Here is a 23,170-nt window from a genome sequence, read left to right as displayed (position 1 = left end):
AACCGATGGCTGCCGACTCGATCGGACCGCTGCCCAGCGTCCGGCCGCTGCCGCAGCGGGAGAACCTGCGCGACAGCGTCGCCAACGCGCTCCGCGCCGCGGTGATCTCCGGCGAGCTGAAACCGGGGGAGGTGTACTCGGCGCCGACGCTCGGTGCGCGGTTCGGGGTCTCGCCGACGCCGGTCCGCGAGGCGATGCTCGACCTGGTCCGCGAAGGTCTGGTGATCTCGCTGCGCAACAAGGGCTTCCGGGTCACCGAGGTGTCCGACGAGGACCTCGACAACCTGGCCGCGCTGCGGCAGCTGATCGAGCCGCCGACGATGCGCGAGGTGGTGCCGCTGATCCCGGCCGCCGACTATCCGCGGCTGCGGCGGCTGGCCGAGGACATCGTGGTGGCCGCGGAGGCGGGCGACCTGATCGCGTACATCGAGGCAGACCGGGTCTTCCACGTCACGCTGCTCGCGTACTCCGGCAACCAGAAGCTCGTCGACGTGGTGTCGGATCTGCGGTCGCAGACGCGGCTGCTCGGCCTGACCCCGCTGGTGGAGAGCGGCCGGCTGGTCCCGTCGGCGACAGAGCACCACGAGCTGATCGACCTGGTGGAGGCCGGCGACGCAGATGGTGCCGAGCAGCTGATGCGCCGGCACATCGGGCACGTCCGCGGGCTGTGGGCCCGCTCTCAGAGCAGCTGACGTTGGAGCGAGTCGGCGACGAAGGTCTCGAACTCCGCTGGGGTCCAGCCGGACTCGTCGACGAGCTCCTGGTACACGCCGGGCGCGGCGAGCGCGCGGTACACGGCCTGGGCCTGCTTCAGCGGGACGCGCAGGTCGCTCTCCAGGGAGGCGATGATCGCGTCCATCACCTGGTTGCGTCCAGCCAGCTTCGAGCGCAGCAGCGCCCTGGTCTCGGCGCTCTCGTCGGTGGCCGCCTCGAAGATGAGGACGACGTCAAAGCCGGCCGCGTAGAGGTTCGTCAGCCAGCCCGCCCCGTCCCGTAGGCGCGCGACCGGGTCCTCGATCGCGAACACCTGCTGAGCCCGCTCCAGCGCGCCCGCGTCCTGCAGCCAGAGGTCGCAGATCAGCGAGAGGATCTCGCGCTTGGTGCCGAACGCCGAGTAAACGGTCCGGGTCGCGACACCGGCGTCCTTGGCGATCGCGTCGATGCTGGTCGCGCCGTACCCCTGCGCGGCGAACAGCCGCCGCGCGGCCTGGGCGATCCGGACGCGGGTCTCTTCCGCCTGCACCTGGCGATAGGACTTGACACCCTCGGGCATGTGGGAACACTATCACTGTGGTCAGTGCAGTGATACTGCATCGAGTGCACAATCAGTGCAAAGCAAGGGGGAGTCAATGAACGGACCACGCGAGGTGCTGGAGCGGATCCTGCACGAGGGCTTCGCGACCGGGAACGACGCGATCGTCGACGAGGTCTGCGCGCCCGACCTCATCGAGCACCAGTTCGGCCTGGCCGGGAGGGGTGCCCAGGCCCACGAACAGGTGAAGGCGGCGATCCGGCAGGTGCACGAGCTGATGCCGGACATCGAGTACACGGTCGAGGACGCGGTCGTCTCCGGCGACACCGTGTGGGCGCGCGGGCGCGCCCGCGGTACGGCGACCGGCGGCTTCTTCGGGCCGCCGAGCAATGCGCCGGTCGACATCGCGCTCTTCGAGGTGGCGCGCGTCGTCGACGGCAAGGTCGTCGAGCACTGGGGCTGCCCGGACCGGTTCGCGCTGCTGGCGCAAACCGGCGGCCTCGCGCGACTCGGCTGAGCTAGCTGAGGGCCTGCTTCGCCACTGCGGCGGCGTCCGCGCCGTACGCAGTGGTGAGGCGGTCGAGGAACGTGGTCTGGTCGAGGGTGTACTCCTGGGTGCCGACGGTCTCCAGGACCGTGGTGGCGAGGGTGCACCCCAGATGGGCGGCGGGCTCGTGGTCGAGACCCGCCGAGCGGCCGGTGAGGTAGCCGGCGCGGAAGGCGTCGCCGCCGCCGGTGGGGTCGACCAGACCCGGGGCGGGCACGGCCGGGACCTTGGCGAGGATGCCGGTCTGGTCCTCGATGACCACGCCGTCGCCGCCGTGGGTGGTGATCCGTACGCCGACGCGCTCGAGGACCTCGTCGTGGCTCCAGCCGGTCTTCTGCGTCAGCAGGCCGGCCTCGTACTCGTTGCTGAACAGGTACTGCGCGCCGTCCACCAGCTTGCGGATGGCGTCGCCCTCCATCCGCGCCAGCTGCTGCGACGGGTCCGCCGCGACGGCGATCCCGTGCTGCTTGGCCAGCTCGGTGTGCTTGACCATCGCGTCCGGGTCGTCCGCGCCGATCAGCACCAGGTCGATCCCGCCGCTGGCCCGGTGGATCGCGCCCAGGTCGAGCTCCCGCGCCTCGGCCATCGCGCCGGTGTAGAACGAGGCGATCTGGTTCGCGTCCAGGTCGGTGGTGCAGGTGAACCGGGCGGTGTGTACGTTCTCGCATACGCGGACGTGGGACACGTCCACGCCGGCCGCCGTCAGCGCCTCGCCGTACTCGGCGAAGTCGGCACCGACCGAGCCGACCAGCAGCGACTGCTGACCGAGCTGGGCCATGCCGTAACAGATGTTCGCCGCGACGCCACCGCGGTGCACGACCAGCTCGTCGACCAGGAAGGACAGAGACACCTTGTGCATCTGTTCCTCGAGGAACTGGTCCTTGAACCGGCCCGGGAACGTCATCAGGATGTCGGTCGCGATCGATCCGGCGACGGCGATGCGCATACAGGTGCTCCTCGAGCAGGGGTCGGTGTGCGGGGTTCGTGCAACCCATAGAGACTACAGGCGACCGATCTAATACATGTTCGAGCCAGAAGAGGGTGGGAATTCATGGGCCATCAGGTACCGGTGACCGAGGAACTGCACGATTACATGCTCGCCCACGGCATGCAGCTGGACCAGATCGCGACCGAGCTCCGGGCCGAGACCGAGCGGCTCGGCAGCCCGGCCGGGATGCTGACCACTGCCGACCAGGCCGGCCTGCTGACCACGCTGACCCGGCTGATCGGCGCCCGCCGCGCGGTCGAGATCGGCACCTTCACCGGGTTCTCCGCGCTCGCCATCGCGCGCGGACTGCCGGAGGACGGCGAGCTGATCTGCCTGGACGTCAGCGACGAGTGGACCTCGATCGGGCGCAAGTACTGGGAGCGGGCCGGCGTCGCGGGCCGGATCGACCTGCGGATCGGCGACGCGCACGACTCGGTGACGAAGCTCGAGGGTGAGTTCGATCTGGCCTTCGTGGACGCGGACAAGGACTGGTACATCAAGTACTACGAGACCGTCCTCCCGCTGATCCGGCCGAACGGGCTGCTGCTGTTCGACAACACGCTGGCCAACGGCCGGGTGATCGACGCCGACGGTCCGGCCGACCGCAAGGAGTTCAACGCGCACATCGCCAAGGACGCGCGGGTCGACGTGGTCATGCTCGGCATCGGCGACGGACTGACGCTGGTCCGCAAGAAGTGAGCAAGTCCGGGAGCAGGTCTGGTGGCAAGTCGGCGCCACGCCTCGCCGTACAGGGTCTGCAGCACAAGTACGGCGACCGGCCGGTGATCGAGGGGCTGACCTTCACGCTGGCCGCCGGTCAGGCGATCGCGCTGGTCGGCCCGAACGGCGCCGGCAAGACGACCGTGCTCAAGTGCATCGTCGGCTCGGCCGAACCGGCCGCGGGGAAGATCCTGCTCGACGGCCTGCCGATCGACGAGCGGGCCGCGGTGGTTCGGCGGGACGTCGCCACCCTGCTCGACGACCTGGACTTCTTCCCGGACCTGACCGCGGCCGAGCATCTCGACCTGCTCGCCCGCGCGCACGGCAACGCCGCGCCCGAGGACCTCGTCGACACCACGCTCGACGACATCGGGCTGCTCGGGGCTGCCGACCAGCTCCCCGGCTCACTCTCGTCCGGTCAGCGTCGTCGCCTCGCACTGGCGACGGCGCTGGTCCGGCCGCGCAAGCTGATGGTCCTGGACGAGCCCGAGGCCCGGCTCGACACGGACGGCGTGCAGTGGCTGTCCAACCGCCTGGTCGAGGAGAAGAAGTCGGGTACGTCGATCCTCTTCGCCAGCCACGACCCGGCCCTGGTCGAGGCGGTGGCCGACTCCGTCGTCACGTTGACCCCGCTGCCATGAGCGGGGTGGTCGAGTTCGACCCGTCGGACTTCGGAGCGATCCCGACGCCGCGCGTCCTGCGGCGCTGGATGCGGGACACCCGCCGCAAGCACGCGGACCGGTCGTTCTGGCAGATGTTCGAGGACGCCTACCTGGTCATTTTCACCCTCGCCATGGTCGGCGCCTGCGGCGGCAACGTCGTCGAGCACCTGAACTCCAACGCGGCCCGGTGTACGTCGTTCACCTGCCACCACCTGTCCACCTGGATGCCGTGGATCGCCGTACCGTTGCTGTTGGCAATCACCATTCGCGTGCTGCTGAGCGTCGGCCCGGTGTCCGCCTCCCGCGCCACCGGCTTCTGGCTGCTCGCCACCCCGGTCAACCGCGCCACGCTGCTCCGCCCGACGTACCGCCTGGTGGTCGCCGTCGTCGCGGTCGCCGGCTTCCTGGCCACGCTCGTCATCTGGGCGCTGATCGGCTCGACGTGGATCGAGATGCTCGGCGCGGCTCTGCTGCTGGCCGCCTTGCTGGTGTGCTCAGCGGTCGCCACGGTGTGGGCCCAGCAGAGTTCCCGACGCTCCCGATGGACGCTGCGGGTGGCGGACCTGCTGCTGATCGCTGCGGTGGTGCCTGCCGTCCTGCTCGCCTTCCAGCGCAGGTCGGACACCAGCAGCTTCAGGAACTTCATCGTGACCGGCCAGACTGTCGAGTCGATCCCCTTCAACATGTATTCCGAGCGTGTTGTCACCACCTCTCAGGTCCAGCTACTGCTGGCGTGCCTGGTGGTCATCGTGCTGTGTGTCGTCCTGACGGTCATCGCCTCGCACACACTGGACAAGCTCAGCCGGACCAGCGTGATTGCTGGTGGTGAGCTGTTGGCGGGGCTGGCGGGCGCGGCGAGCAGTCTGGATCTCAGCATGCTGGCCGACGTAGTCGCCGGTCGGCACTGGCGGTTGAAGGGGCGGGCGCACACGCGGCGCGGGCGCGGTTCGGGTGGGGCTGCGATCGTGCAGCGGGAGTTCGTCCGGATCCTGCGCTGGCCGCGACGGCTCATCATCGGCTTCGCGTTGCTCGTCGTCCCGTACGCCGTCGCGGGTGCCGGCTTCGACGTACTGGTCCCGGTCGCGGCTGGGTTCGCCGGGTTCGTCGCCGTACGGCCGTTGATGGACGGGCTGCGATCCGTCTGCCGGTCCAAAGGGCTGGTCCGTGCCCTCGGGTGGGAGTTGCGTGAGCTGCGGGTCGTGATGGCGGTCGTGCCTGGGCTGGTCGCGATCCTCTGGGCGGCGCTTGCGTCGCCCGCGATCGGCAGCCTGGAGGCGACGTTCGCCGTGGCCGCGGGGATGATCTCGGGCGCGGTACGGCAGGCCTCCGCGCGGCCGCCGTCGTACAGCGGACCGCTCGTCGCCTCGCCGATGGGCGCGATCCCGCCAGGCATGTTCTCCCAGCCGGCCCGCGGGTTCGACCTGCTGCTGATCTGCCTGGCGCCGGTCCTGCTCGGCCTCAGCTCCACGTGGGTCCTGGTGATCCCGGCCGCCGTGCTGATCATCATGTTTGCCGTCGGCCCCAAAACCGACTGACGCTGACCCTCGGCTTGGCTTATCTTGGTGTGAGCAGGTACCTTGTCTCGCATGGTAGCTGAGAAGGTCTTCACCCAGCTGCGGCGCGGCACGCTGGAGTACTGCGTGCTCGCCTTGTTACAGGGAGAGCCTCGCTACGGTTTCGAGTTGGTCAAAGCGCTCGGGGAGGTGGACGGACTGGTGACGACGGAGGGCACGATCTACCCGCTGCTCGCGCGGCTGCGGCGCGAGGGTCTGGTGGAGACGACCTGGCAGGAGTCGGAGTCGGGCCCACCGCGGCGGTACTACACGTCGACGGCTGACGGCAGCCGGGCGCTGGCGGACTTCACGGCGGACTGGGAACGGTTCCGCACTTCGGTGGATGCGATCTTGATGAAGGGGAAACGGCGATGAACCTGGACAGCGATCGCTTGGTCGACGCGTATCTGGACGACGTGGCGAAGGAGGCCGCGACGCTCCCGGCGGGACGGCGCGACGAGCTGCTCGCGGACCTGCGGGCGCACATCGCTGAGGCACGCATGTCCGGGAGCGACACCGGGGAGGTGCTGCAGCGGCTCGGTCGTCCGAGTGAGATCGTCGCCGCGGCCACCGAGGGGCTGGTGCTGGTCGAGATCCCACCGCGGATGCGGCCGCGAGACTTCGCCGCGGTCGCGCTGCTGCTGATCGGCCCGTTCGTGTTCGGGGTCGGCTGGGTGATCGGCGTTTGGTTGCTCTGGACCTCGAACCGCTGGACCAGGGTGTGGAAGCTCGTCGGGACGATGGCGTGGCCGCTGGCCTACGCCGCGGCCCTGGTCGCCGAATTCGTCCAGCCCCCGTTCTGGGGCAGTATCGCGATCGCCGCCGTCGTCAACCTCGGCCTGCTCGGCGCTCTGGTCAAGAACGCCCGCGCATGACCACCCAGCACACCAGCGACGAGTTGGTGGCGGCGTACGTCGACTACCTGACGAAGTCGGCCGAGCCGCTGCCGGCGGAACGCCGTACCGAGCTGCTGGCCGAGGTGCGGTCGCACATCGCCGAGGCGCGCGCGGCCGGCGCCGATTCGCCCGACGAGATCCGTCGGGTACTGCGTCAGCTCGGCGATCCGGACGAGATCGTCGCGTCGGCGACCGATGGGCTGAGGCTCGTCGACCGCGACCGCACCCGTCTGCGGGGCAAGGAGATCCTCGCGATCGCGTTGCTCGCGCTCGGCGGCTTCTTCGTCTTCGTCGGCTGGATCGCCGGCGCGGTCCTGCTGTGGACCTCGAACCGCTGGACGACCCGCGAGAAGTGGCTCGGCACGCTGATCTGGCCGGGCGGTCTGGTCTTCGTGCTCTTCATCGTGACCGGGCAGTTCGGCTTCGTCCTGCCGGTCTGGCTGGGCCTCCCGGTGGCGATCCTGGTCGGCCTGGCGCCCTTCGTGGTCTGGGCCATGCTGATCAAGAACGCCCGCCCCGAACGCGCCACTCACTCCGCGTAGACCAGGCGCGCCCGGATACCCAACCAGGCCCCACCGACGGTCGGTGCGGCCTGGTCAGGAGGGCGGAGCTCAGGGGGTCGGGTGGCCGCCGTTCGTGGCCGGCGGCGTCGGGAACGGGTCGAGGTCCGGGAGGTCGGGGTCGGGGTCGACGTTCGGGTCCGGGGCGGTCGGCTCGCCTGTAGGCGGGGTGTCGACCTGCAGGCTCTTCGGGGCCGTGGCCCAGACCGCGGCGGCCGCGCGGGCCGCGTCGGCGGCGTCGGTCTGGCGCTCGTAGTTCTTGATGTCGAGCGCGTACGTCCGCACCACCGCGGACAGGTCCTTCCGCAGTTGCCGGTACGTCCAGAGCGCGTAGGCCTGCGTCCGGGCCTCGATGAAGTTCTTCAGTTCCTGCATCTGGGCGGGGGTCATGTCGTCCTCCGAGTGGCCTGGGGTGAAGTCGCCGCGGGCGATCGCGGCACGAGCGGGATCGCCGGGGCAGTCGGTCGGCTCCGGCCGGACCGCTGAGTGCGGGCGGATCGCCGTCCCGCGCGGGTAGAGCTTGCGGAAGTCGGCGATCACCGCGCGGGTGGTCGCCTTCATCGCGGCCGACGGCTGTTCGCCGGTGACCAGGACCAGCAGGATCGCGCCGTACCTCTCGTTCACGTCGTTGTCGCCGTTGGCGCCGGACTGGGTCCGCAGGCCGCGCAGCGTCCAGGCCCGTCCGGCCTGGTCGACCGCGACCTGGTAGGCGATGTCCGACCAGCCGCGGGTGTCCATGTGGTAGTCCTGCCAGCCCCGCAGCGCGGACGCGACCGCCGCCTGGGTGTGGATGACCTTTGTCGTCCCCGTCCCTGGCCAGTGGATCACCGCGCCCTCGACCCGCGAGACGGTCAGGTTCCCCGGGCCGCCGTTCGGTGGCCGGGCGTTCCAGGCCGACCTGGGCAGATATGTGACCAATTCAGTACTCCTCACGTGCCTCACAGCACCGCATACCCACCGCTGGCGCTCGGTAATCAACCGATCACAGTCGGCACGCGCGCGTCAAGGCGGTGGCCCCATCCAATCAGCCCGCGGTGAGCAACGGGAGTAGCTGATCACCGATCCGGACGGTCTCGTCGCGGTACGGCGTGTCGGAGAGGATGAAATGAGTGAGGCCGAGGTCGCGGTACTTGATCAGGGACTTCGCGACGTCTTCGGGGGAGCCGACCAGCCAGGTGGTGCCGGCGCCGCCGCCTCCGTACTTGCCGGGAGCCGTGTACAGGTTGTCGTCCAGGACCTCGCCGCGGTCGTGAAGGTCGAGCAGTCGTTGCTGGCCGACCGCCTTGAACCAGAGGCGGTCGCGTGAGCCCTGAGCTGCGGCCAGCTGGGCGACCTTGGCCTCGGCGTCGGCCCAGGCTTGGTCGGTGGTGTCGCGGACGAGCGTGGTGATACGCAGACCGAACTCCAGCGGTGGGTGCTGCCGGTCCAGCTGCTGTTCCAGGGTTTTGAGCTTGGCGATCCGCTCGGCGATCCCGTCCAGCGGCTCGCCCCAGAACAGCTGTACGTCGGCGTCCGTCGCGGCCACGCGCTGCGCAGCGTCCGACGCGCCACCGAAGTACAGCGTGGGATGCGGGCGTCCTTCGCGTACGACGGGACGCGTTGCGACCGTGGATCCGGTGACGCCGAAGTACTCCCCGGTGAACGTCACGTCCTCCTCGGTCCACAGCCGCCGTACCAGCTGGAGGAACTCCTTGGTCCGGGCGTAGCGCTGCGGCTGGGCGCCCTCGCTGTCGCCGTACGCCGCGAGGTTGTCCTGGCCGGAGACGATGTTGATCAGGAGCCGGCCGCCGGTGAGCTGGTCGAGCGTGCTCGCGGCGGACGCGAAGTGGGCGGGGTGCCAGTAGCCGGGACGGATCGCGGCCAGTGGCTGGAAGGTCGTCGTCCGCGCGGCCAGAGCGGTCGCAACGGTGAAGGTGTCGGGCCGGCCCCAGCCGGTGCCGAGCAGTGCGCCGGCCCACCCGTGGTCCTCGGTGAGCCGGGCCAGCTCGGTCAGGCGGTCGAGGCTGTTGTGTCCGGTGCCGGCGTCGTCGCCGCGGTGTCCGGGGTCGACCTGGTTCGGGATGTACCAGAGGAAAGTCATACGAAGCAGCTTAAGTCGACTAATTTGGTCGACTTTGGGTGTCTTGCGGACTGGTCAGCCGGAGCGCGACGCTGAGCCCATGGCGGTCGTGGCAGGGGTTGTGGCGGGGCAGTTGAGCGCCGAGGAGCGGGTGGCGCGGGGGAAGGCGGTCCGGAAGGCCGTCCCGCTGGAGTCGCAGGCCGAGGTCAGGCTGAACCCGGCTCGGGACCCGGTCGACCTGCTCGTCGGGCAGGCCGCGGGGCGGGTTCCGGATCTGGTGCCGATCCGGAACGGGCGGATGCTGGCGTCGCCGTTCACGTTTTACCGAGGCTCGGCGTTGGTGATGGCCGCAGACCTGGCCGAGACGCCGTCGACCGGGTTGACGGTGCAGTTGAGCGGTGACGCGCACCTGTCCAACTTCGGTGCCTACGCGTCGCCGGAGCGGCGGTTGGTGTTCGACCTCAACGACTTCGACGAGACGCTGCCGGGGCCGTTCGAGTGGGACGTGAAGCGGCTGGCGACGAGCTTCGTGGTGGCCGGGCGGGACAACGGGTTCAGTACGAAGCAGTGCCGCGAGCTGGCGTTGACCGCCGTACGGAACTATCGCGAGGCGATGCGGGGGTTCGCCGGGCAGCCGATTCTGGCGGTCTGGTACGCACACCTCGATGTCGAGGACGCGGTCAAGCAGTACAAGGAGACGGTGTCGGCGGGCAGGCAGCGCAAGGACGTCGTGTTCGCCGAGGGCAAGCTGGCGAAGGCGTACACCCGGACCAGCATCCAGGCGATCGGGAAACTGACCAGGGTGGTCGACGGCCGGCGCCGGATCGTCTCCGACCCACCGTTGGTCGTCCCCATGGACGAACTGGTCGACATCGACGGCGCGCAGCTGCTCGCCCAGGTGCAGCAGATGGTCGCGGCGTACCGCGAGACGCTGCAGCAGGACCGGCAGCATCTGCTCGACCACTTCCGGCTGACCGATGTCGCGCACAAGGTGGTCGGGGTGGGGAGCGTGGGGACCCGCGCATGGATCCTGCTGCTCGAGTCGACGGTCGGGGACGAGGGGCTGCTTCTCCAGGCGAAGCAGGCCGGGCCGTCGGCGTTGTCGACGTACGCGGGTGTCTCGGAGCACGGCAACCAGGGGGAGCGGGTCGTCGTCGGGCAGCGGCTGATGCAGGCGGCGAGTGACATCTTCCTCGGCTGGCTCCGGGCCGAGACCACGGACGGTGAGCAGGACTACTACGTCCGCCAGCTCCGCGACTGGAAGCTGTCCGCCGACATCGGAGCCCTCAACCCCGAGGCGATGAAGCTGTACGCCCGCCTTTGCGGCTGGACCCTCGCCCGCGCCCATGCCCGCTCCGGTGACCGCTTCGCCATCTCGGCCTACCTCGGCAAATCCACCCGCTTCGACAACGCGATCGCAGAGTTCTCTCTCACCTACGCCGACCAGACGATCACCGACCACGCCGCCCTGGCCACCGCCGTCGCCGAAGGCCGGGTCGAGGCCACCACAGGAGTTTGATCAAGAGCTGCTGTAACGCTTCGTAGCCGTCGAGCGATGTAGCGGCCGTACGCGTTGCGCTCAGTGTTCGGCGGCAGGGGGGACTTGCCGCCGGCGCAACGTCCTTGGGAGGGGTATTCGTGGGACAGCAGATCGTCTTGCCGCAACGGGGTGGAACTCCGGTTGCGCAGGGGATGCAGATGAAGCAGCGGCACCCCGTCGGCGCCTGGCTCGGGCTGCCGTTGGTCACGCTCGGGATCTACCACCTGGTCTGGTACTACAAGATCCACAAGGAGCTGGCCCACTTCGACCGTCGCCGGGTGGTCCCGGTCGCCGGCCCGATGCTGGTGCTGCTGCTCCTGGGCTGGACCGTAATCGCCCCGATGATTTCGTACTTCCGGACCGGCAAGCGGATCGCCGAGAGCCAGCGGGCCGCCGGGCTGCCGGCCACCTGCAGTGCCGGCGTCGGCCTGCTGCTGATGTTCGTCCTCGGCCTGGGCACGCTGTACTACCAGCTCGAGCTCAACAAGGTGGTCAACTCGTACGGCGACGCTCCGGCGGGCGCACCGATCTCCTTGTACGTCTGACTCATCGCTGCGAGTTGTCGGGCCCAGTACCAACGGGCGGGAGCGTGATCTGGTGATGGAAACGTTCCCGTTCTCGGTCGGAGGGTGTACGGGGTGCGGGCACAGCGAGAAGCTGATCGGCCAGGCGCTCGGCGACGTCCGGGACGAGATCGTGATCGCGTCCAAGGCCGGACACACGTACGTCGAGGAGACGCGCGAGGCGCCGGGTGAGAACGGGGATCCGGCGTACCTCCGGTGGGCCTGCGGCGAGTCGCTGCGGCGGCTCGGGACCGACCGGATCGACCTCTACCAGTTCCATCTCGGCGGGTAGGACCTGGCCAAGGCGGACGAGGTGCTCGCGGTCTTCGAAGAGCTGGTTGCCGCGGGCAAGGTCCGGGCGATCGGGTGGAGCACGGACGATCCCGAGCGCGCCGCGGTGTTCGCGAAGAGCGAGCACTGCAAGGCGATTCAGCAGCACTTCAACGTCTTCGGGGGCAACGCCGAAGTCCTCGAGCTCTGCCAGCAACGCGGGCCGGCGAGTATCGTTCGTGGTCCGCTCGGGATGGGCCTGCTGACCGGCAAGTTCGACCAGGAGCAGCCTGCCCGCGGGCGACGTACGGCACGGTTGGGACTTCCGTTCCGGCGACCAGGCCGAGTGGCTCCGCCGCCTCGACGCGATCCGCGACGTACTCACCTCCGACGGCCGGACCCTCGCTCAAGGCGCGCTCGGCTGGCTCTGGGGGCGCAGCGACGCCTTCGTCCCGATCCCGGGCTTCAAGACCGTCGCGCAGGTGGAGGAGAACGCCGGCGCACTCCAGCACGGTCCGCTCACCTCGGCACAGCTGGACGAGATTGCCGCGATCCTGAGCCATTGACATCGTTGTCGGCGGCGACGACGATACTCCTCGATACCAGGCTGAAACGTTTCCAACCTCGGTCCGCCGACCGCCACGAAGCAATCGAGGAGACCATGAGCGTGAACCGTCCTGCGCGTTTGCTGCGCGTCCTGACCGCCGGCGCGGTGCTGCTGGCCGCCGCCCTGGCGGCTCCGGCGCCGGCTGGTGCAACCACCCCCGCCGCCGAAGGCCCGACCGCGACCGCCCGCGCTCGCGTCGCCGCCGACGTACTGATGAGCTCGTACGAGCCGAACAAGGCCTGGTTCCCCTCCAGCTGGTGGAACTCGGCGGTCGCGCTGCAGACGATCGGCGACTACATGCAGCGGACCGGCGACCGCCGCTACCTGGGGCAGCTGGACAACACGTTCGAGAAGGACAAAGGCGCGTTCCCGCCCGGCTATCTGTCCGGCGACCCGCTGCTCGGCAACTTCACCAGCCGCGCGATCGACGACTCCGAGTGGTGGGGTCTGACCTGGGTCCAGGCGTACGACCTGACCAAGAACCGCAAGTACCTCGACATGGCGGTCAAGATCGCGGAGTACGTCGAGGGCTACTGGGACCCGAGCACGTGCGGCGGCGGCGTCTGGTGGGACGCGGAGCGCACGTACAAGAACGCGGTCACCAACGGCCTGTGGATCCGGCTCACCGCCGAGCTGCACAACCGGATGCCCGCCGACACGCGCTGGCTCGGCCGGGCGAAGGAGGGTTGGACCTGGCTCAACAACAGCGGGATGATCAACGCCGACGGCCTGGTGAACGACGGCTTGAACAACTGCGCGAACAACGGCGGCACGGTCTGGAGCTACAACCAGGGCCTGGCGATCGGCGCCGGCCTCGAGCTGTACCGCGCCACCCGCGACCCCAAGCTGCTGACCACGGTACGTCGGCTCGCCGACGCCGCGATCGCGCCGGGCGGGTTGGTCACCGACGGTGTGCTGACGGAGTACTGCGATGCGCCAGGCCGGACCTGTGACGACAACGGCAAGCAGTTCAAGGGCATCTTCATGCGGTACTGGATGGACCTCGCCGACACGACCAACGACCACCGGTACGTCGACTTCGTCGCCCAGCAAGCGGCGACGGTCTGGGACCACGACAAGGACGCTGCGGACCGGCTGGGGGAGCGGTGGTCCGGCGCGACCCCGAACGTCTTCGACTGGCGGACCCAGGCTAGCGCACTGAGCGCGCTGATCGCCGCTGTGCCGCGACCGGCGCCGGTGCAGTCGTTGTCGGCAACGACGAGCCCAGCCCAGCCGATCGTGATGCCCGCGACCGGGGCGTCCACGCACGTGAAGCTGACGGTCAAGCTGCAGGCGACCGGGTACGCGCCGCTGCAGGTCGCCGTACGGGCAGCGGCTCCGGCCGGCTGGACCGTGACGCCTGCCCGGGCCACCGCCAGCCTGCAACCGCACGGCAACGCCGCACCGGTCGCGAAGACGGTTGATCTCGACGTCACGATCCCGGCCGGGACGCCGGACGGCACTTACGCGGTGACCGCCACGGCGACCTCCGGGCCGCTGCTCTCCTTCACCACGCGGGCCGACATCCTGATCGCCCACGGCGCCGACTTCGACACCGGTACGGCGGCCGAGAGCCCGTGGCTGTGGGACGCGGACGGTTCGCAGAGCAACGGCGTACAGAACCGGTTCGCGGACGGTCACTCGTACTTCGTCTACCGCTTCCCGTTCCCGGCCGACGCCACAGCGGCCTCGGCGACGCTGACGATCGACAACGAGTTCGTCGTGCAGGTCAGCGGCGACGGCCAGAACTGGACGACCGTGGCGACCGAGACGAACGAGTACCACGACGGCCAGAACAAGGCCCCCCGCACCTTCGACCTCACGCCGTACCTGGGCGCAGGCAAGGCCGGCTACATCCGAGTCTCCGACTCCTACCCCAACGACGGCTGGGGCGGCCGCGTCTACCACGTGACTGCGACGTACAAATAGTTTATTGATTTGAAGAGAAAAACAGAGAAAGAGAGATTTTAGAGTGGTGGCCGGCTTCAGTGGTCCACCGGAGGTTTCCCGACGCGACGTACTGTTTCAGGCCGGGTGCCACAGGAGATCTCCATCGTCACGGCCGTATAGGACTGCCGTCGCAGGCCGACCGCTGGTTGACCGGTGAAGCCGGTCACCACTCTAATCTCTCTTGTCTTTCTTTAAACTTCTGCGTGCAGGCCTACTCTGAACTTCTGAATGATCTTCTTTTGTTTTTCTGGGTGTTTTTGTTCTGGAGGTTTGACGTCTGTTCAGGCTGCCGCGCGGTCGTCGGACGGGCGGCGGCGGAGGGTGGGGTTGAGGAGAGGTGGGGTGTCGTAGTCCATGTCGAGGCGGCCGACGTCCGTGCCTGGTGGGACGATCTTGTCGAGCTGGTCGAGGACGGCGTCGTCGAGTACGACGTCCTTCCCGGCCAGCGCGTCGTCGAGATGTTCCATCGTGCGGGGACCGATGATCGCCGAGGTGACGGCCGGGTGTGCGATCGCGAACGCCAGCGCGAGGTGGGTCAGCTTGAGGCCGGCCGCGTCGGCGACCGGGATCAGTTGCTCGACGACCGCGAGCCGCCGTTCGTCCGACATGTGCTGGTACCGCGCCGTACGCCGAAGGTCGGCCGGCGCGCGACCCGTCAGCTGACCTTGCGCGAGCGGGCTCCAGACGAGGGCGCCAAGGCCGTACTTCTGCACCATCGGCAGCACCTCCCGCTCGATCCCGCGGTTCAGGATCGAGTACGGCGGTTGCTCGGTGCGGAACCGCTCGAGGCCGCGGCGTTCGGCGATCCACTGCGCCTCGACGATCTCGCTGGCCGGCGTGGTGGACGAGCCGATCGCGCGGACCTTGCCGCTGCGGATCAGGTCGGTCAACGCGGACAGCGTCTCCTCGACATCGGTGTCCGGGTCCGGGCGGTGCATCTGGAAGATGTCGATGTAGTCGGTGTCCAGCCGGCGTAGCGAGTCCTCGACCGCGGTCATGATCCAGCGGCGGGAGTTGCCGCGCTGGTTGGGGTCGTCGCCCATCGGCAGATGCGACTTGGTGGCGATGACGATGCGGTCGCGGCGGCCCTTGACGGCCTTGCCGACGATCTCCTCGGACTCGCCGTGCGAGTAGATGTCCGCGGTGTCGATCAGGTTGATCCCGGTGTCCAGCGCCTTGTGGATGATCCGGATCGACTCGTCGTGGTCCTGGTTGCCGACGGCACCGAACATCATCGCGCCGAGCGCATAGGGGCTGACCTTGATCCCGGTCCGCCCGAGGGTGCGGTAGTGCATTGGGTTCCTCCTTGGGTTCTCCTTCACCCTCTGCCGCCCGGCGACCATGGAGAAGGCCCAGCCCAGCCACGGACAGGTTGTCCCTGGCTGGCGCTTGGGCAGTCGCGGATGATGGTTGACGTGATCGATCGCGACGGCCTGGCCGACTTCCTCCGCCATCGCCGCGAGCTGCTCCGGCCCGCGGACGTGGGCCTGCCGCCGGGTGCACGCCGCCGTACGCCGGGACTCCGCCGCGAGGAGGTCGCGCAACTGGCCGGGATGTCGACGGACTACTACTCGCGACTCGAGCAGTCCCGCGGCGCGAACCCGTCAGAGCCGATCGTCGCGAGCCTCGCCCGGGCGTTGCGCTGCGACCTGGACGAGCGTGACCACCTGTACCACCTGGCCGGCTTGGCGCCGCCGCTGCGCCGGGCCGACCGTCACGTCAGCCCCGGGCTGCTCGCGCTGGTCAGCCGGCTCACCGACATCCCGGTCTTCATCTGCACCGACATCGAAGAGGTGCTCTGGCAGAACCCACTCGCGGACGCACTCGTCGGCGCGGCAGTCGGCCGGAACCTGACCTGGCTGTGGTTCACCGAGCCCGACACCCGGCGCATGTTTCCCGAGGAAGACTGGGACGTGCTGTCCGCCGCGCACGTAGCCGACCTCCGCGCCGCCCAGGCCCGTCGCATGGGCGACACCGACGTCAACGAGCTGGTCTCATCGCTGCTCGCAGACAGCGCAGAGTTCCGCGAGTTGTGGGCCCGCCACGAGGTCAACACCCGGCGGCTCGGCCACAAGCGGATCATCCACGCCGAGGTCGGCGAGCTCGACGTACTCTGCGAGACGCTGCTGACCCCTCAGGCCGACCTGCGCGTCCGGGCGTTCTTCCCGGTGGAGGGCACCGACGCCCGCGAAAAGCTCGACCTACTCCGCGTCATCGGGACCCAGACCTTCGCCTGAGTCCGTCCACCAGAAGCACCAGCAGGCGCTCGGTCTGCGCACGCTGCTGATCGGGATCGGCGGCGATCACCGCGCCGGCCATGGCGGCTACGACGTCCCCCGGTTGGACGTCGGTGCGGAAGATCGGCGCCTGCAGGAAGTGGGCCACTGCCTCGGTGAGCCGGGCGCGGGTGTCCGACTGCGTGATCGCGCCGGAGGCCACCATGGCACGCAGGTTGACGCCCATCGCCCGCTTGGAGTCGACGAAGTCGAGGTAGCGGTGCATCCAGGCGAGGAGCGCCTCGTCGGCGGACCCGGACGCTGCCATAGACGGCGCGGCGTCGCACAGCCGCGTGAGCTCGTGCCGATAAACCGCCTCCAGCAGCGCCTCCCGAGTGGGGAAGTGCCGGTACAGCGTGGCGATGCCGACGCCGGCCCGCGCCGCGACCCGGTCCAGCGAGAGGCGGACCGGCTCGCCGTCGCGCGCAGCCACAGCCAGGTCGACCAGCTCCGCGCCGGCCGCACTCACCACCTGCTCACGCTTTCGCGCCGCGTCTGCTCGCATAAATGGAGAAACCTCCAGTTAGTGCTATCGTCGTTGGAAGTGGAGAAACCTCCACTTCTCACTCTACCTCTGGGGACACCGCTGATGACTTCGCAACGCCCAGGCGGCACTGTCTGGCTCGGCCGCCACGAGATCGGCCGGATCGGGTACGGCGCGATGCAGCTCGAGCACGTCGACACGGCCGCGGCGACCGCCGTACTGCGGCGCGCCGTCGAGCTCGGCGTCAACCACGTCGACACCGCGTCCTTCTACGGCCACACCACCGTCAACCAGCACCTCCGCGCCGCCCTCCACCCGTACGACGACCTCGTCATCGTCAGCAAGGTTGGCGCCCGCCGCGTGGACACGCCCGCTCGGCTCGCGCTGGCCCAGCGACCGGCCCAGCTGCGCGAGCAGGTCCACCTGGACCTCGAGTCCCTGGACCTGGACCAGATCCCGGTGGTCAACCTCCGGCGCGCCGACCAGGGCCCGGGGCTCATCGCTTCGGGCGACGACGTCGTACCCCTCGACGACCAGCTGGCCGAACTAATTGCCCTACGCGACGAAGGTCTGATCGGTGCCATCGGCCTCAGCAACGTCAGCATCGCCCAGCTGCAGCAGGCTCTCCCCGCCGGCATCGTCTGCGTCCAGAACGCGTACAGCGTCCTCGACCGCTCCAGCGAAGAGCTCCTCACCCTCTGCGCGGCCCACGACATCGCCTGGATCCCGTACTTCCCCCTCGGCTCAGCCTTCGACCGCATCCCCTCACCCACCGACCTCCCCGCCGTACAGAAGATCGCCACCCGCCTGAACACCACCCCCGCCGCCATCTGCCTGGCCTGGATCCTCGTCCACGACAAACACACCGCCCTCATCCCAGGCACCCGCACCATCGCCCACCTAGAGGACAACCTCCGCACAGCAGACGTCGAGCTCGACGACCAATCCCTCGCCGAGCTCGACGCCTTGGTGTAGCCGGCATCAGTCGCCGCCGAGCGCCGCAATCAACAGGCTGCGGGTCGCCGCCCGGAGATTGCGCAGCACGCCGTGGGTGAAGTCCAGTTCCGGATCGGCCTCTCCGACCATCCGGTCAAGCTGAAGCCCGAAGGACTTCTCCAGGCCGTGCAGCTTTCCCTGGTGCGCGGTTTCGTTGCGGAGCGTGTAGTACGTGTTGATGAGCTCGGCGGCGTCCTCCTCGTCCAGCACTGTCTCCAGGGCGGTCCGGAACCTCAGCTTCGACAATCGTCCCGGGATCGTGCGACTCCCGTAGGTCTCGCAGCACGTGACGAACGCAACCATCGCGAGCGACGGGTGCTCGCGGTACAGCAGCATCCCTTCGTAGAAGGCGTCGAGCGCGTCCGACAGGTTCGAATCCTCCTCGATCCGCTTCCAGGCGGCCGTCAGCCAGGACGGGAGTTCGACGACCTCCGTCGAGTTCAGGCTGTTCGGCTGCTCGAGCGGCGGCTCCTCGACGTCGGGAACGATCCCGGCCGGGACCTCCCAGTGCGGGCGCAGCTTGATCGTCCAGCAGCGATTCCAGGCCAAGGAGAGCAGCGCGCACATCCGGCGGGCCCGAAGGCCTTCCTCGTGCGCATACATGCCCCCGTCGTGATCGTTGCGGACGGCACCTTCGAGCAGCACCGGGCGGATCTCACGGTCGGTGTCGTCGTCCAGTCCGACGATGCCGGTGCGCTCCTCGACCGGGACGCACGGCGTGATTTCGATGCCGGCGACGGTGCCCGCGGAGCGCAGGCGCTGATCGGCGTACTCGAGCATGACTCCCGGGGTGGTGCCGATCACTGCGAACCAGGTGGAGTCACCCGGGTCCCGGAATCCGGTCACCGCCTCGTCGACGATCGCGCGCCACAGCCGGAGGTCGGGGTCCTGCACCGGCGTTCCGTCGGTGGAGGTGACGACGAACCGGACACCGGCACTGGTCGGTTCCGTGACCAGGGTTGATCGCAGCGTCGGCGCCTCGATGTCGAACACGAACGTCAGCTCGGACTCTCGGTCGTACCCGCCGCTACGGATCAACGGCACCGTCCACCCGATGGCGTTCTGCAGCCGGCGCAGGAGATCGGGGTGAGCGTCGCGCCATGACAGGTCGCACTCCTCGACAACGACTCGGGTAGGTCCCGTCGTACGGTCGCCCGGCTCATCCCGGTAGATCCGCCACGCTTCGAGCGAGCGCCCGGTCCTGGCCAGCGCGTGCGTCAGGTTCCAGCGAATCAGGTCATCCTCGGGATCGAGCTCGAGCGCTGTCCGGAAGAACCCCACGGCCCGCGCGTGGTCTCCCGAGAGCCCGTGCGCGGCGGCGAGCGCATGACAGATCGACGCCGATCCTGGATGCCGTTCCTGTGCTGCCGTGAAGAGCTCGATCGCCTCGTCCTCGAGCCCGAACCCGAGCAACGCCCGCAGCACGTCACCCACCGTGGCCGGCCCCAGATCCACCGCCTGCCGGTACGCCGTCATCGCGGCAGGGAGCTGCTCGTCCAGAACCAGGGCGTCCCCGAGGTGCGCCCAGAGCTCGGCGTCACCAGGTCGCAGTTCCGTTGCCATGCGCAACGTATCGGCACGCTCTCCCCAGTGCTCGAGCTGCCCGAACCCGTCGGCCACCAGCAACAACTCCGCAGCACCGACCGACTCCCGAGCTGCCCGCAACGCCGCCAGCGCTCCCGCCACCCGCCCCCGCTCGATCAGACTCTCGACATCCTCCGACCCGCGCAACTCGACCACATCGTCCATCAGCCAGTCTTACCAGCTCACGAAAGTTACGAGGCCACCTGATCCGCTCGCGGATCAGGTGGCCTCGACGGGTGTCGTCAGTGCCTGAGTTGGATGCTTTGGGTGTAAGCGTCCTGGTTGGGGGTGTTGACGCCGGGGCGGCCGCGGAAGTCGGTCCAGCAGGGGTGGATTCTTAGGTCGGAGCCGATGGCTACGGCGGCGTAGTCGCCGATGAAGACGCCTTGGACCTCGGTGCCGTCGGGTTGGACGCTGAGGAACTGGACCTGCGGGTTCTCGGAGGCCGTGGTGATGCGTTGCGTGGCGGCTCCGCCGAGGGACCGGGTGCCGGAGGCGGCCCAGTAGGCGAAGTCGAGGTTGATCCCGTTCGGGTCGTAGTGCCTGGTGTACGACGCGATCGCGACCTTGCCGTCGCGCGCCGCGACGGCGCTGAAGAACTCGTCCTGGGGGGTGCCGATGACCAGCGGGCCGGACCAGGTCCTGCCGTTGCCGGACGAGGACACCACGTTGTCGCCGTTGGTGCGGACAGAGGCGCCGGTGGTTGCGTCGTAGAGCCCGTTGCGGTCGTCGGACCAGACCACGGTCAGCTTCTCGCTGCGCCGGTCGTAGGCCAGCTGCGGGTAGCTGTTCAGGCGGAAGTTCTCCCCGGTCAGCGTGTCCGGGAAGTCGTAGTTCGTGTCGACGATTGCGTGCTTGAAGGTGCGCCCGTGATCGGTCGACGTGGCAACGACCGTGGCGTCGCGGTCGTTCGCGCCGTCACACGCCGCGGTCGCACAGACCGAGGCCTCGTAGGCGACGTACAGCTGCCCGTCGTTGCCGACCTGCGGGTTCGAGCCCTGGTCGTACGGCGTAACGCCGCCGGGGAAGTTCGTCAGCGACGGCGGGATCCGGACCGGCGTCCCGAAGTGCGAGCCGAAGTCGACGCTCGCCGACTCCATGATCGGCGACTCGAGATAATTGTCGTCGGTGTCGTACGTGAACTTCGTCCAGGTCACGTACACCCGGCCGCTGGCCGGATCCGCGGCGATCCACGGCTTGTCGTTGAAGATGTGGGTCACCGCCGGTGTCCCGTCCGCGTTCACGCCGTCCATCGCGACGACGTGCGGACCGCCCCAGTGCAGGCCGCCGTCGTGGGACACGTTGACGACGATCGCGCTGGCGTCCTGCCCGCCGAGCGGTGCGGACCGGCTGAACAGCAGGCTGGCGAAGTACACCGTGTTGCCCGGTCCGAACGCGACGACCGGGTCACCGGAGCCGTCGAACCAGCGGAACGCGCCGGTCCCGCCCGAGGTGTAGGTCAGGCCGGGGATCTGCCGGTTCGCCCAGCTGTGCCCGCCGTCGAACGACGTGTACGCGAAGCTCGAGCTGTCGTTGCGCTGCTCGCGGTCGTTGAACACCCGGTAGTCGTTCGCGCCGGCGACGATGTTGCGCGGGTTCCAGGAGTTGACCGCGATCGTGGTCTCGTTCTGGGCGGCGCTGCAGCCCTTCTGCGAGCCCACCGGGACGACGGTGTCGCCGACGATCTGGTCGACGTTCGGCGCCGGGTTCCCGTACGGGTTCGGATGACCGAGGTACCCCTGGCACAGGGCGGACTGCGCCGGGTCGTCCGGCTGAGGCTCCTCCTCTTCGGCGAGCACCTCCTTGAGCAACGGGTTGTGCACGGCAACGGCGCTCGGCGCCGCGGTGGCGGGCGTGGCGACCAGTGCGAGCGATCCCACCAGAGCGATCGCCCCGAGCATCGCGGACCGGCGCATGATTGACGGCCTCACTGTGGTTCCCCCTTCTCTGCCCCCGAGGGATGTCACAGCGCATTCTGCGCCTGACCCCCACAGCATGAGAAGACCCCGCCCGGACGAACCGGACGGGGCCTCTCAGCTGACTCTCAGCTACAACTTCGGTACGACTGGGTACGACGCGGTAACTCAGACGTCGTAGTACAGCTCGAACTCGTGCGGGTGCGGGCGGAGCTGGATCGGGGCGATCTCCTGCTCGCGCTTGAGGTCGATCCAGGTTTCGATCAGGTCCTCGGTGAAGACGTCGCCCTCGAGCAGGAACGCGTGGTCGGCCTCGAGGGCGTCGATCACGGCCGGCAGTGAGGTGGGGACCTGCGGGATGCCCGCGTGCTCCTCCGGCGGCAGCTCGTAGAGGTCCTTGTCGACCGGGTCGATCGGCTCGATCTTGTTCCGGATGCCGTCCAGGCCGGCCAGCAGCTGCGCCGAGAAGGCCAGGTACGGGTTCGCCGACGGGTCGGGGCAGCGGAACTCGATCCGCTTCGCCTTCGGGTTCGACCCGGTGATCGGGATCCGGATGCAGGCCGAGCGGTTGCGCTGCGAGTAGACCAGGTTCACCGGAGCCTCGAAGCCCGGCACCAGGCGGTGGTAGGAGTTCACCGTCGGGTTGGTGAAGGCCAGCAGCGACGGGGCGTGCTTGAGCAGGCCGCCGATGTACCAGCGGGCCACGTCGGACAGGCCGCCGTACCCGGACTCGTCGTAGAACAGCGCGTCGCCGTTGGCAAACAGCGACTGGTGGCAGTGCATGCCGGAGCCGTTGTCACCGAAGATCGGCTTCGGCATGAAGGTCGCGGTCTTGCCGGCCGCCCACGCGGTGTTCTTGACGATGTACTTGAACTTCTGCAGGTTGTCGGCGGTCTTCAGCAGCTCGTCGAAGCGGAAGTTGATCTCCGCCTGGCCCGCGGTCCCGACCTCGTGGTGGGCGCGCTCGACGACCAGGCCGGCGCGCTCCAGCGACAGCGTGATGTCGTCGCGCAGGTCGCCGAAGTGGTCGGTCGGCGCGACCGGGAAGTAGCCACCCTTGTAGCGGACCTTGTAGCCGCGGTTGCCGCCGTCCTCGACCCGGCCGGTGTTCCAGGCGCCGGCGACGGAGTCGATCGAGTAGTGCGCCGAGTTCGACTTGGTCTCGAAGCGGACGTCGTCGAAGACGTAGAACTCGGCCTCCGGCGCGAAGAACGCGGTGTCCGCGATCCCGGTCGACTTCAGGTACTCCTGCGCCTTCCGGGCGATGTTCCGCGGGTCGCGCGAGTACGCCTCACCGGTGAGGGGGTCGTGCACGAAGAAGTTGATCGCCAGCGTCTTCGTACCGCGGTACTCGTCGATGAACGCCGACGTCGGGTCCGGCAGCAGCTTCATGTCGGACTCGTGGATCTGCTGGAACCCGCGGACGGACGAGCCGTCGAACATCAGGCCCTCTTCGAAGACCTCGGGACCGAACGACGACACCGGGACGGTGAAGTGCTGCATGATGCCCGGCAGGTCGCAGAAGCGGACATCGATGATTTCGATGCCCTCGTCCTTGACGTAGGCGAGCAGCTCCTCAGCGCTGGAAAACATACGTACTCCTCGGGGTGGCTCAGAGAATGCATCTGAACGTAGGGCCTGCCGGTTTCCCGGCCGTGACCCCGGTGTTTCACGGGTGTTACGCCCAGCGTGTCCGCGCTGACCCACTGGCGTACGACGGTAACGCACTGAGATATCCGGGTGCGCC

General features: G+C 68.8%; 23 protein-coding genes and 1 pseudogene. 15 read left to right on the top strand and 9 right to left on the bottom strand.

Annotated elements, in window-relative coordinates; genetic code table 11:
- The first annotated feature begins 5 nt into the window (after nucleotides 1-5).
- Nucleotides 6-692 (top strand): GntR family transcriptional regulator, encoded by a 687-nt coding sequence (locus AB0E69_RS37475; RefSeq protein ID WP_360157814.1) that lies wholly within the window; start codon nucleotides 6-8, stop codon nucleotides 690-692.
- Here AB0E69_RS37475 and AB0E69_RS37470 read toward each other — a convergent pair.
- Entirely contained in the window at nucleotides 680-1,273 is a 594-nt protein-coding gene (locus AB0E69_RS37470) for a TetR family transcriptional regulator (RefSeq protein WP_360157811.1), read from the bottom strand. The genes AB0E69_RS37475 and AB0E69_RS37470 overlap by 13 nt on opposite strands.
- 76 nt (nucleotides 1,274-1,349) lie before the next feature.
- Between AB0E69_RS37470 and AB0E69_RS37465 the strand changes: the two genes are divergently transcribed.
- Nucleotides 1,350-1,769, top strand: a complete 420-nt coding sequence (locus tag AB0E69_RS37465; protein WP_360157808.1) for an ester cyclase — start codon at nucleotides 1,350-1,352, stop codon at nucleotides 1,767-1,769.
- 1 nt (nucleotide 1,770) lies between these two features.
- Here AB0E69_RS37465 and AB0E69_RS37460 read toward each other — a convergent pair whose 3' ends face one another.
- Nucleotides 1,771-2,745, bottom strand: coding sequence for a carbohydrate kinase family protein (locus tag AB0E69_RS37460; RefSeq protein WP_360157805.1), 975 nt, complete (start codon nucleotides 2,743-2,745; stop codon nucleotides 1,771-1,773).
- Between the two features lie 105 nt (nucleotides 2,746-2,850).
- Here AB0E69_RS37460 and AB0E69_RS37455 point away from each other — a divergent pair, with 105 nt between their 5' ends.
- Genes AB0E69_RS37455 through AB0E69_RS37430 form a run of 6 tightly spaced genes read left to right on the top strand, consistent with a single transcriptional unit; the run spans nucleotide 2,851 to nucleotide 7,160 of the window.
- Nucleotides 2,851-3,486 carry a class I SAM-dependent methyltransferase gene (locus AB0E69_RS37455; protein ID WP_360157802.1) on the top strand — a complete coding sequence of 212 codons (636 nt, stop codon included), beginning with the start codon at nucleotides 2,851-2,853 and terminating at the stop codon, nucleotides 3,484-3,486.
- Between the two features lie 56 nt (nucleotides 3,487-3,542).
- Entirely contained in the window at nucleotides 3,543-4,148 is a 606-nt protein-coding gene (locus tag AB0E69_RS37450; protein WP_360158324.1) for an ABC transporter ATP-binding protein, read from the top strand.
- The gene (locus AB0E69_RS37445) at nucleotides 4,145-5,704 is read left to right on the top strand and encodes a DUF6297 family protein (protein WP_360157799.1); all 1,560 of its coding nucleotides are present in this window, start codon (nucleotides 4,145-4,147) and stop codon (nucleotides 5,702-5,704) included. The genes AB0E69_RS37450 and AB0E69_RS37445 overlap by 4 nt, the downstream gene beginning before the upstream one ends.
- Nucleotides 5,705-5,755: 51 nt before the next feature.
- Nucleotides 5,756-6,097, top strand: a complete 342-nt coding sequence (locus AB0E69_RS37440) for a PadR family transcriptional regulator (protein ID WP_360157796.1) — start codon at nucleotides 5,756-5,758, stop codon at nucleotides 6,095-6,097.
- Nucleotides 6,094-6,597, top strand: a complete 504-nt coding sequence (locus tag AB0E69_RS37435; protein WP_360157793.1) for a hypothetical protein — start codon at nucleotides 6,094-6,096, stop codon at nucleotides 6,595-6,597. Before AB0E69_RS37440 ends, AB0E69_RS37435 begins: the two co-directional genes overlap by 4 nt.
- Nucleotides 6,594-7,160 carry a hypothetical protein gene (locus tag AB0E69_RS37430; protein WP_360157790.1) on the top strand — a complete coding sequence of 189 codons (567 nt, stop codon included), beginning with the start codon at nucleotides 6,594-6,596 and terminating at the stop codon, nucleotides 7,158-7,160. The genes AB0E69_RS37435 and AB0E69_RS37430 overlap by 4 nt, the downstream gene beginning before the upstream one ends.
- A 69-nt stretch (nucleotides 7,161-7,229) precedes the next feature.
- On the opposite strand, the gene AB0E69_RS37425 is transcribed toward AB0E69_RS37430, so the two are convergent.
- On the bottom strand, nucleotides 7,230-8,096 hold the full coding sequence (locus AB0E69_RS37425) for a peptidoglycan recognition family protein (protein ID WP_360157787.1): 867 nt from the start codon (nucleotides 8,094-8,096) through the stop codon (nucleotides 7,230-7,232).
- A gap of 106 nt (nucleotides 8,097-8,202) precedes the next feature.
- Entirely contained in the window at nucleotides 8,203-9,258 is a 1,056-nt protein-coding gene (locus AB0E69_RS37420) for an LLM class flavin-dependent oxidoreductase (RefSeq protein WP_360157784.1), read from the bottom strand.
- Nucleotides 9,259-9,337: 79 nt separating this feature from the next.
- On the opposite strand from AB0E69_RS37420, the gene AB0E69_RS37415 reads away from it, so the two are divergent.
- From AB0E69_RS37415 to AB0E69_RS37395, 5 genes and pseudogenes are all read left to right on the top strand, one after another.
- Nucleotides 9,338-10,756 (top strand): DUF2252 domain-containing protein, encoded by a 1,419-nt coding sequence (locus AB0E69_RS37415; protein WP_360157781.1) that lies wholly within the window; start codon nucleotides 9,338-9,340, stop codon nucleotides 10,754-10,756.
- A gap of 179 nt (nucleotides 10,757-10,935) precedes the next feature.
- Entirely contained in the window at nucleotides 10,936-11,322 is a 387-nt protein-coding gene (locus tag AB0E69_RS37410; RefSeq protein ID WP_360157778.1) for a DUF4234 domain-containing protein, read from the top strand.
- A 55-nt stretch (nucleotides 11,323-11,377) separates the two neighbouring features.
- Nucleotides 11,378-11,905 (top strand): annotated as a pseudogene (locus tag AB0E69_RS37405) (aldo/keto reductase); the annotation flags it as partial.
- Nucleotides 11,901-12,176, top strand: coding sequence for an aldo/keto reductase (locus AB0E69_RS37400; RefSeq protein ID WP_360158321.1), 276 nt, complete (start codon nucleotides 11,901-11,903; stop codon nucleotides 12,174-12,176). The pseudogene AB0E69_RS37405 and the gene AB0E69_RS37400, both read left to right, overlap by 5 nt.
- A 95-nt stretch (nucleotides 12,177-12,271) precedes the next feature.
- Nucleotides 12,272-14,146, top strand: a complete 1,875-nt coding sequence (locus tag AB0E69_RS37395; protein WP_360158318.1) for a glycoside hydrolase family 76 protein — start codon at nucleotides 12,272-12,274, stop codon at nucleotides 14,144-14,146.
- A gap of 302 nt (nucleotides 14,147-14,448) precedes the next feature.
- On the opposite strand, the gene AB0E69_RS37390 is transcribed toward AB0E69_RS37395, so the two are convergent.
- Nucleotides 14,449-15,462, bottom strand: coding sequence for an aldo/keto reductase (locus AB0E69_RS37390; RefSeq protein ID WP_360157775.1), 1,014 nt, complete (start codon nucleotides 15,460-15,462; stop codon nucleotides 14,449-14,451).
- 108 nt (nucleotides 15,463-15,570) lie between these two features.
- On the opposite strand from AB0E69_RS37390, the gene AB0E69_RS37385 reads away from it, so the two are divergent.
- Entirely contained in the window at nucleotides 15,571-16,404 is an 834-nt protein-coding gene (locus tag AB0E69_RS37385) for a helix-turn-helix transcriptional regulator (RefSeq protein ID WP_360157772.1), read from the top strand.
- On the opposite strand, the gene AB0E69_RS37380 is transcribed toward AB0E69_RS37385, so the two are convergent.
- On the bottom strand, nucleotides 16,379-16,948 hold the full coding sequence (locus AB0E69_RS37380) for a helix-turn-helix domain-containing protein (protein WP_360157769.1): 570 nt from the start codon (nucleotides 16,946-16,948) through the stop codon (nucleotides 16,379-16,381). The genes AB0E69_RS37385 and AB0E69_RS37380 overlap by 26 nt on opposite strands.
- A gap of 84 nt (nucleotides 16,949-17,032) precedes the next feature.
- Between AB0E69_RS37380 and AB0E69_RS37375 the strand changes: the two genes are divergently transcribed.
- Nucleotides 17,033-17,902, top strand: a complete 870-nt coding sequence (locus tag AB0E69_RS37375; RefSeq protein WP_360157766.1) for an aldo/keto reductase — start codon at nucleotides 17,033-17,035, stop codon at nucleotides 17,900-17,902.
- A gap of 6 nt (nucleotides 17,903-17,908) precedes the next feature.
- On the opposite strand, the gene AB0E69_RS37370 is transcribed toward AB0E69_RS37375, so the two are convergent.
- From AB0E69_RS37370 to glnA, 3 genes are all read right to left on the bottom strand, one after another.
- The gene (locus tag AB0E69_RS37370) at nucleotides 17,909-19,672 is read right to left on the bottom strand and encodes a hypothetical protein (protein ID WP_360157763.1); all 1,764 of its coding nucleotides are present in this window, start codon (nucleotides 19,670-19,672) and stop codon (nucleotides 17,909-17,911) included.
- A 77-nt stretch (nucleotides 19,673-19,749) separates the two neighbouring features.
- Nucleotides 19,750-21,438 (bottom strand): sialidase family protein, encoded by a 1,689-nt coding sequence (locus AB0E69_RS37365; protein ID WP_360157760.1) that lies wholly within the window; start codon nucleotides 21,436-21,438, stop codon nucleotides 19,750-19,752.
- Nucleotides 21,439-21,591: 153 nt separating this feature from the next.
- Nucleotides 21,592-23,016 (bottom strand): type I glutamate--ammonia ligase, encoded by a 1,425-nt coding sequence (gene glnA / locus AB0E69_RS37360; protein WP_360157757.1) that lies wholly within the window; start codon nucleotides 23,014-23,016, stop codon nucleotides 21,592-21,594.
- Between the last annotated feature and the right edge of the window lie 154 nt (nucleotides 23,017-23,170).

The sequence above is a fragment of the Kribbella sp. NPDC026611 genome, assembly GCF_040638345.1.
Lineage (GTDB): Bacteria > Actinomycetota > Actinomycetes > Propionibacteriales > Kribbellaceae > Kribbella.
This window is presented reverse-complemented; position numbering and strand designations above follow the sequence as displayed.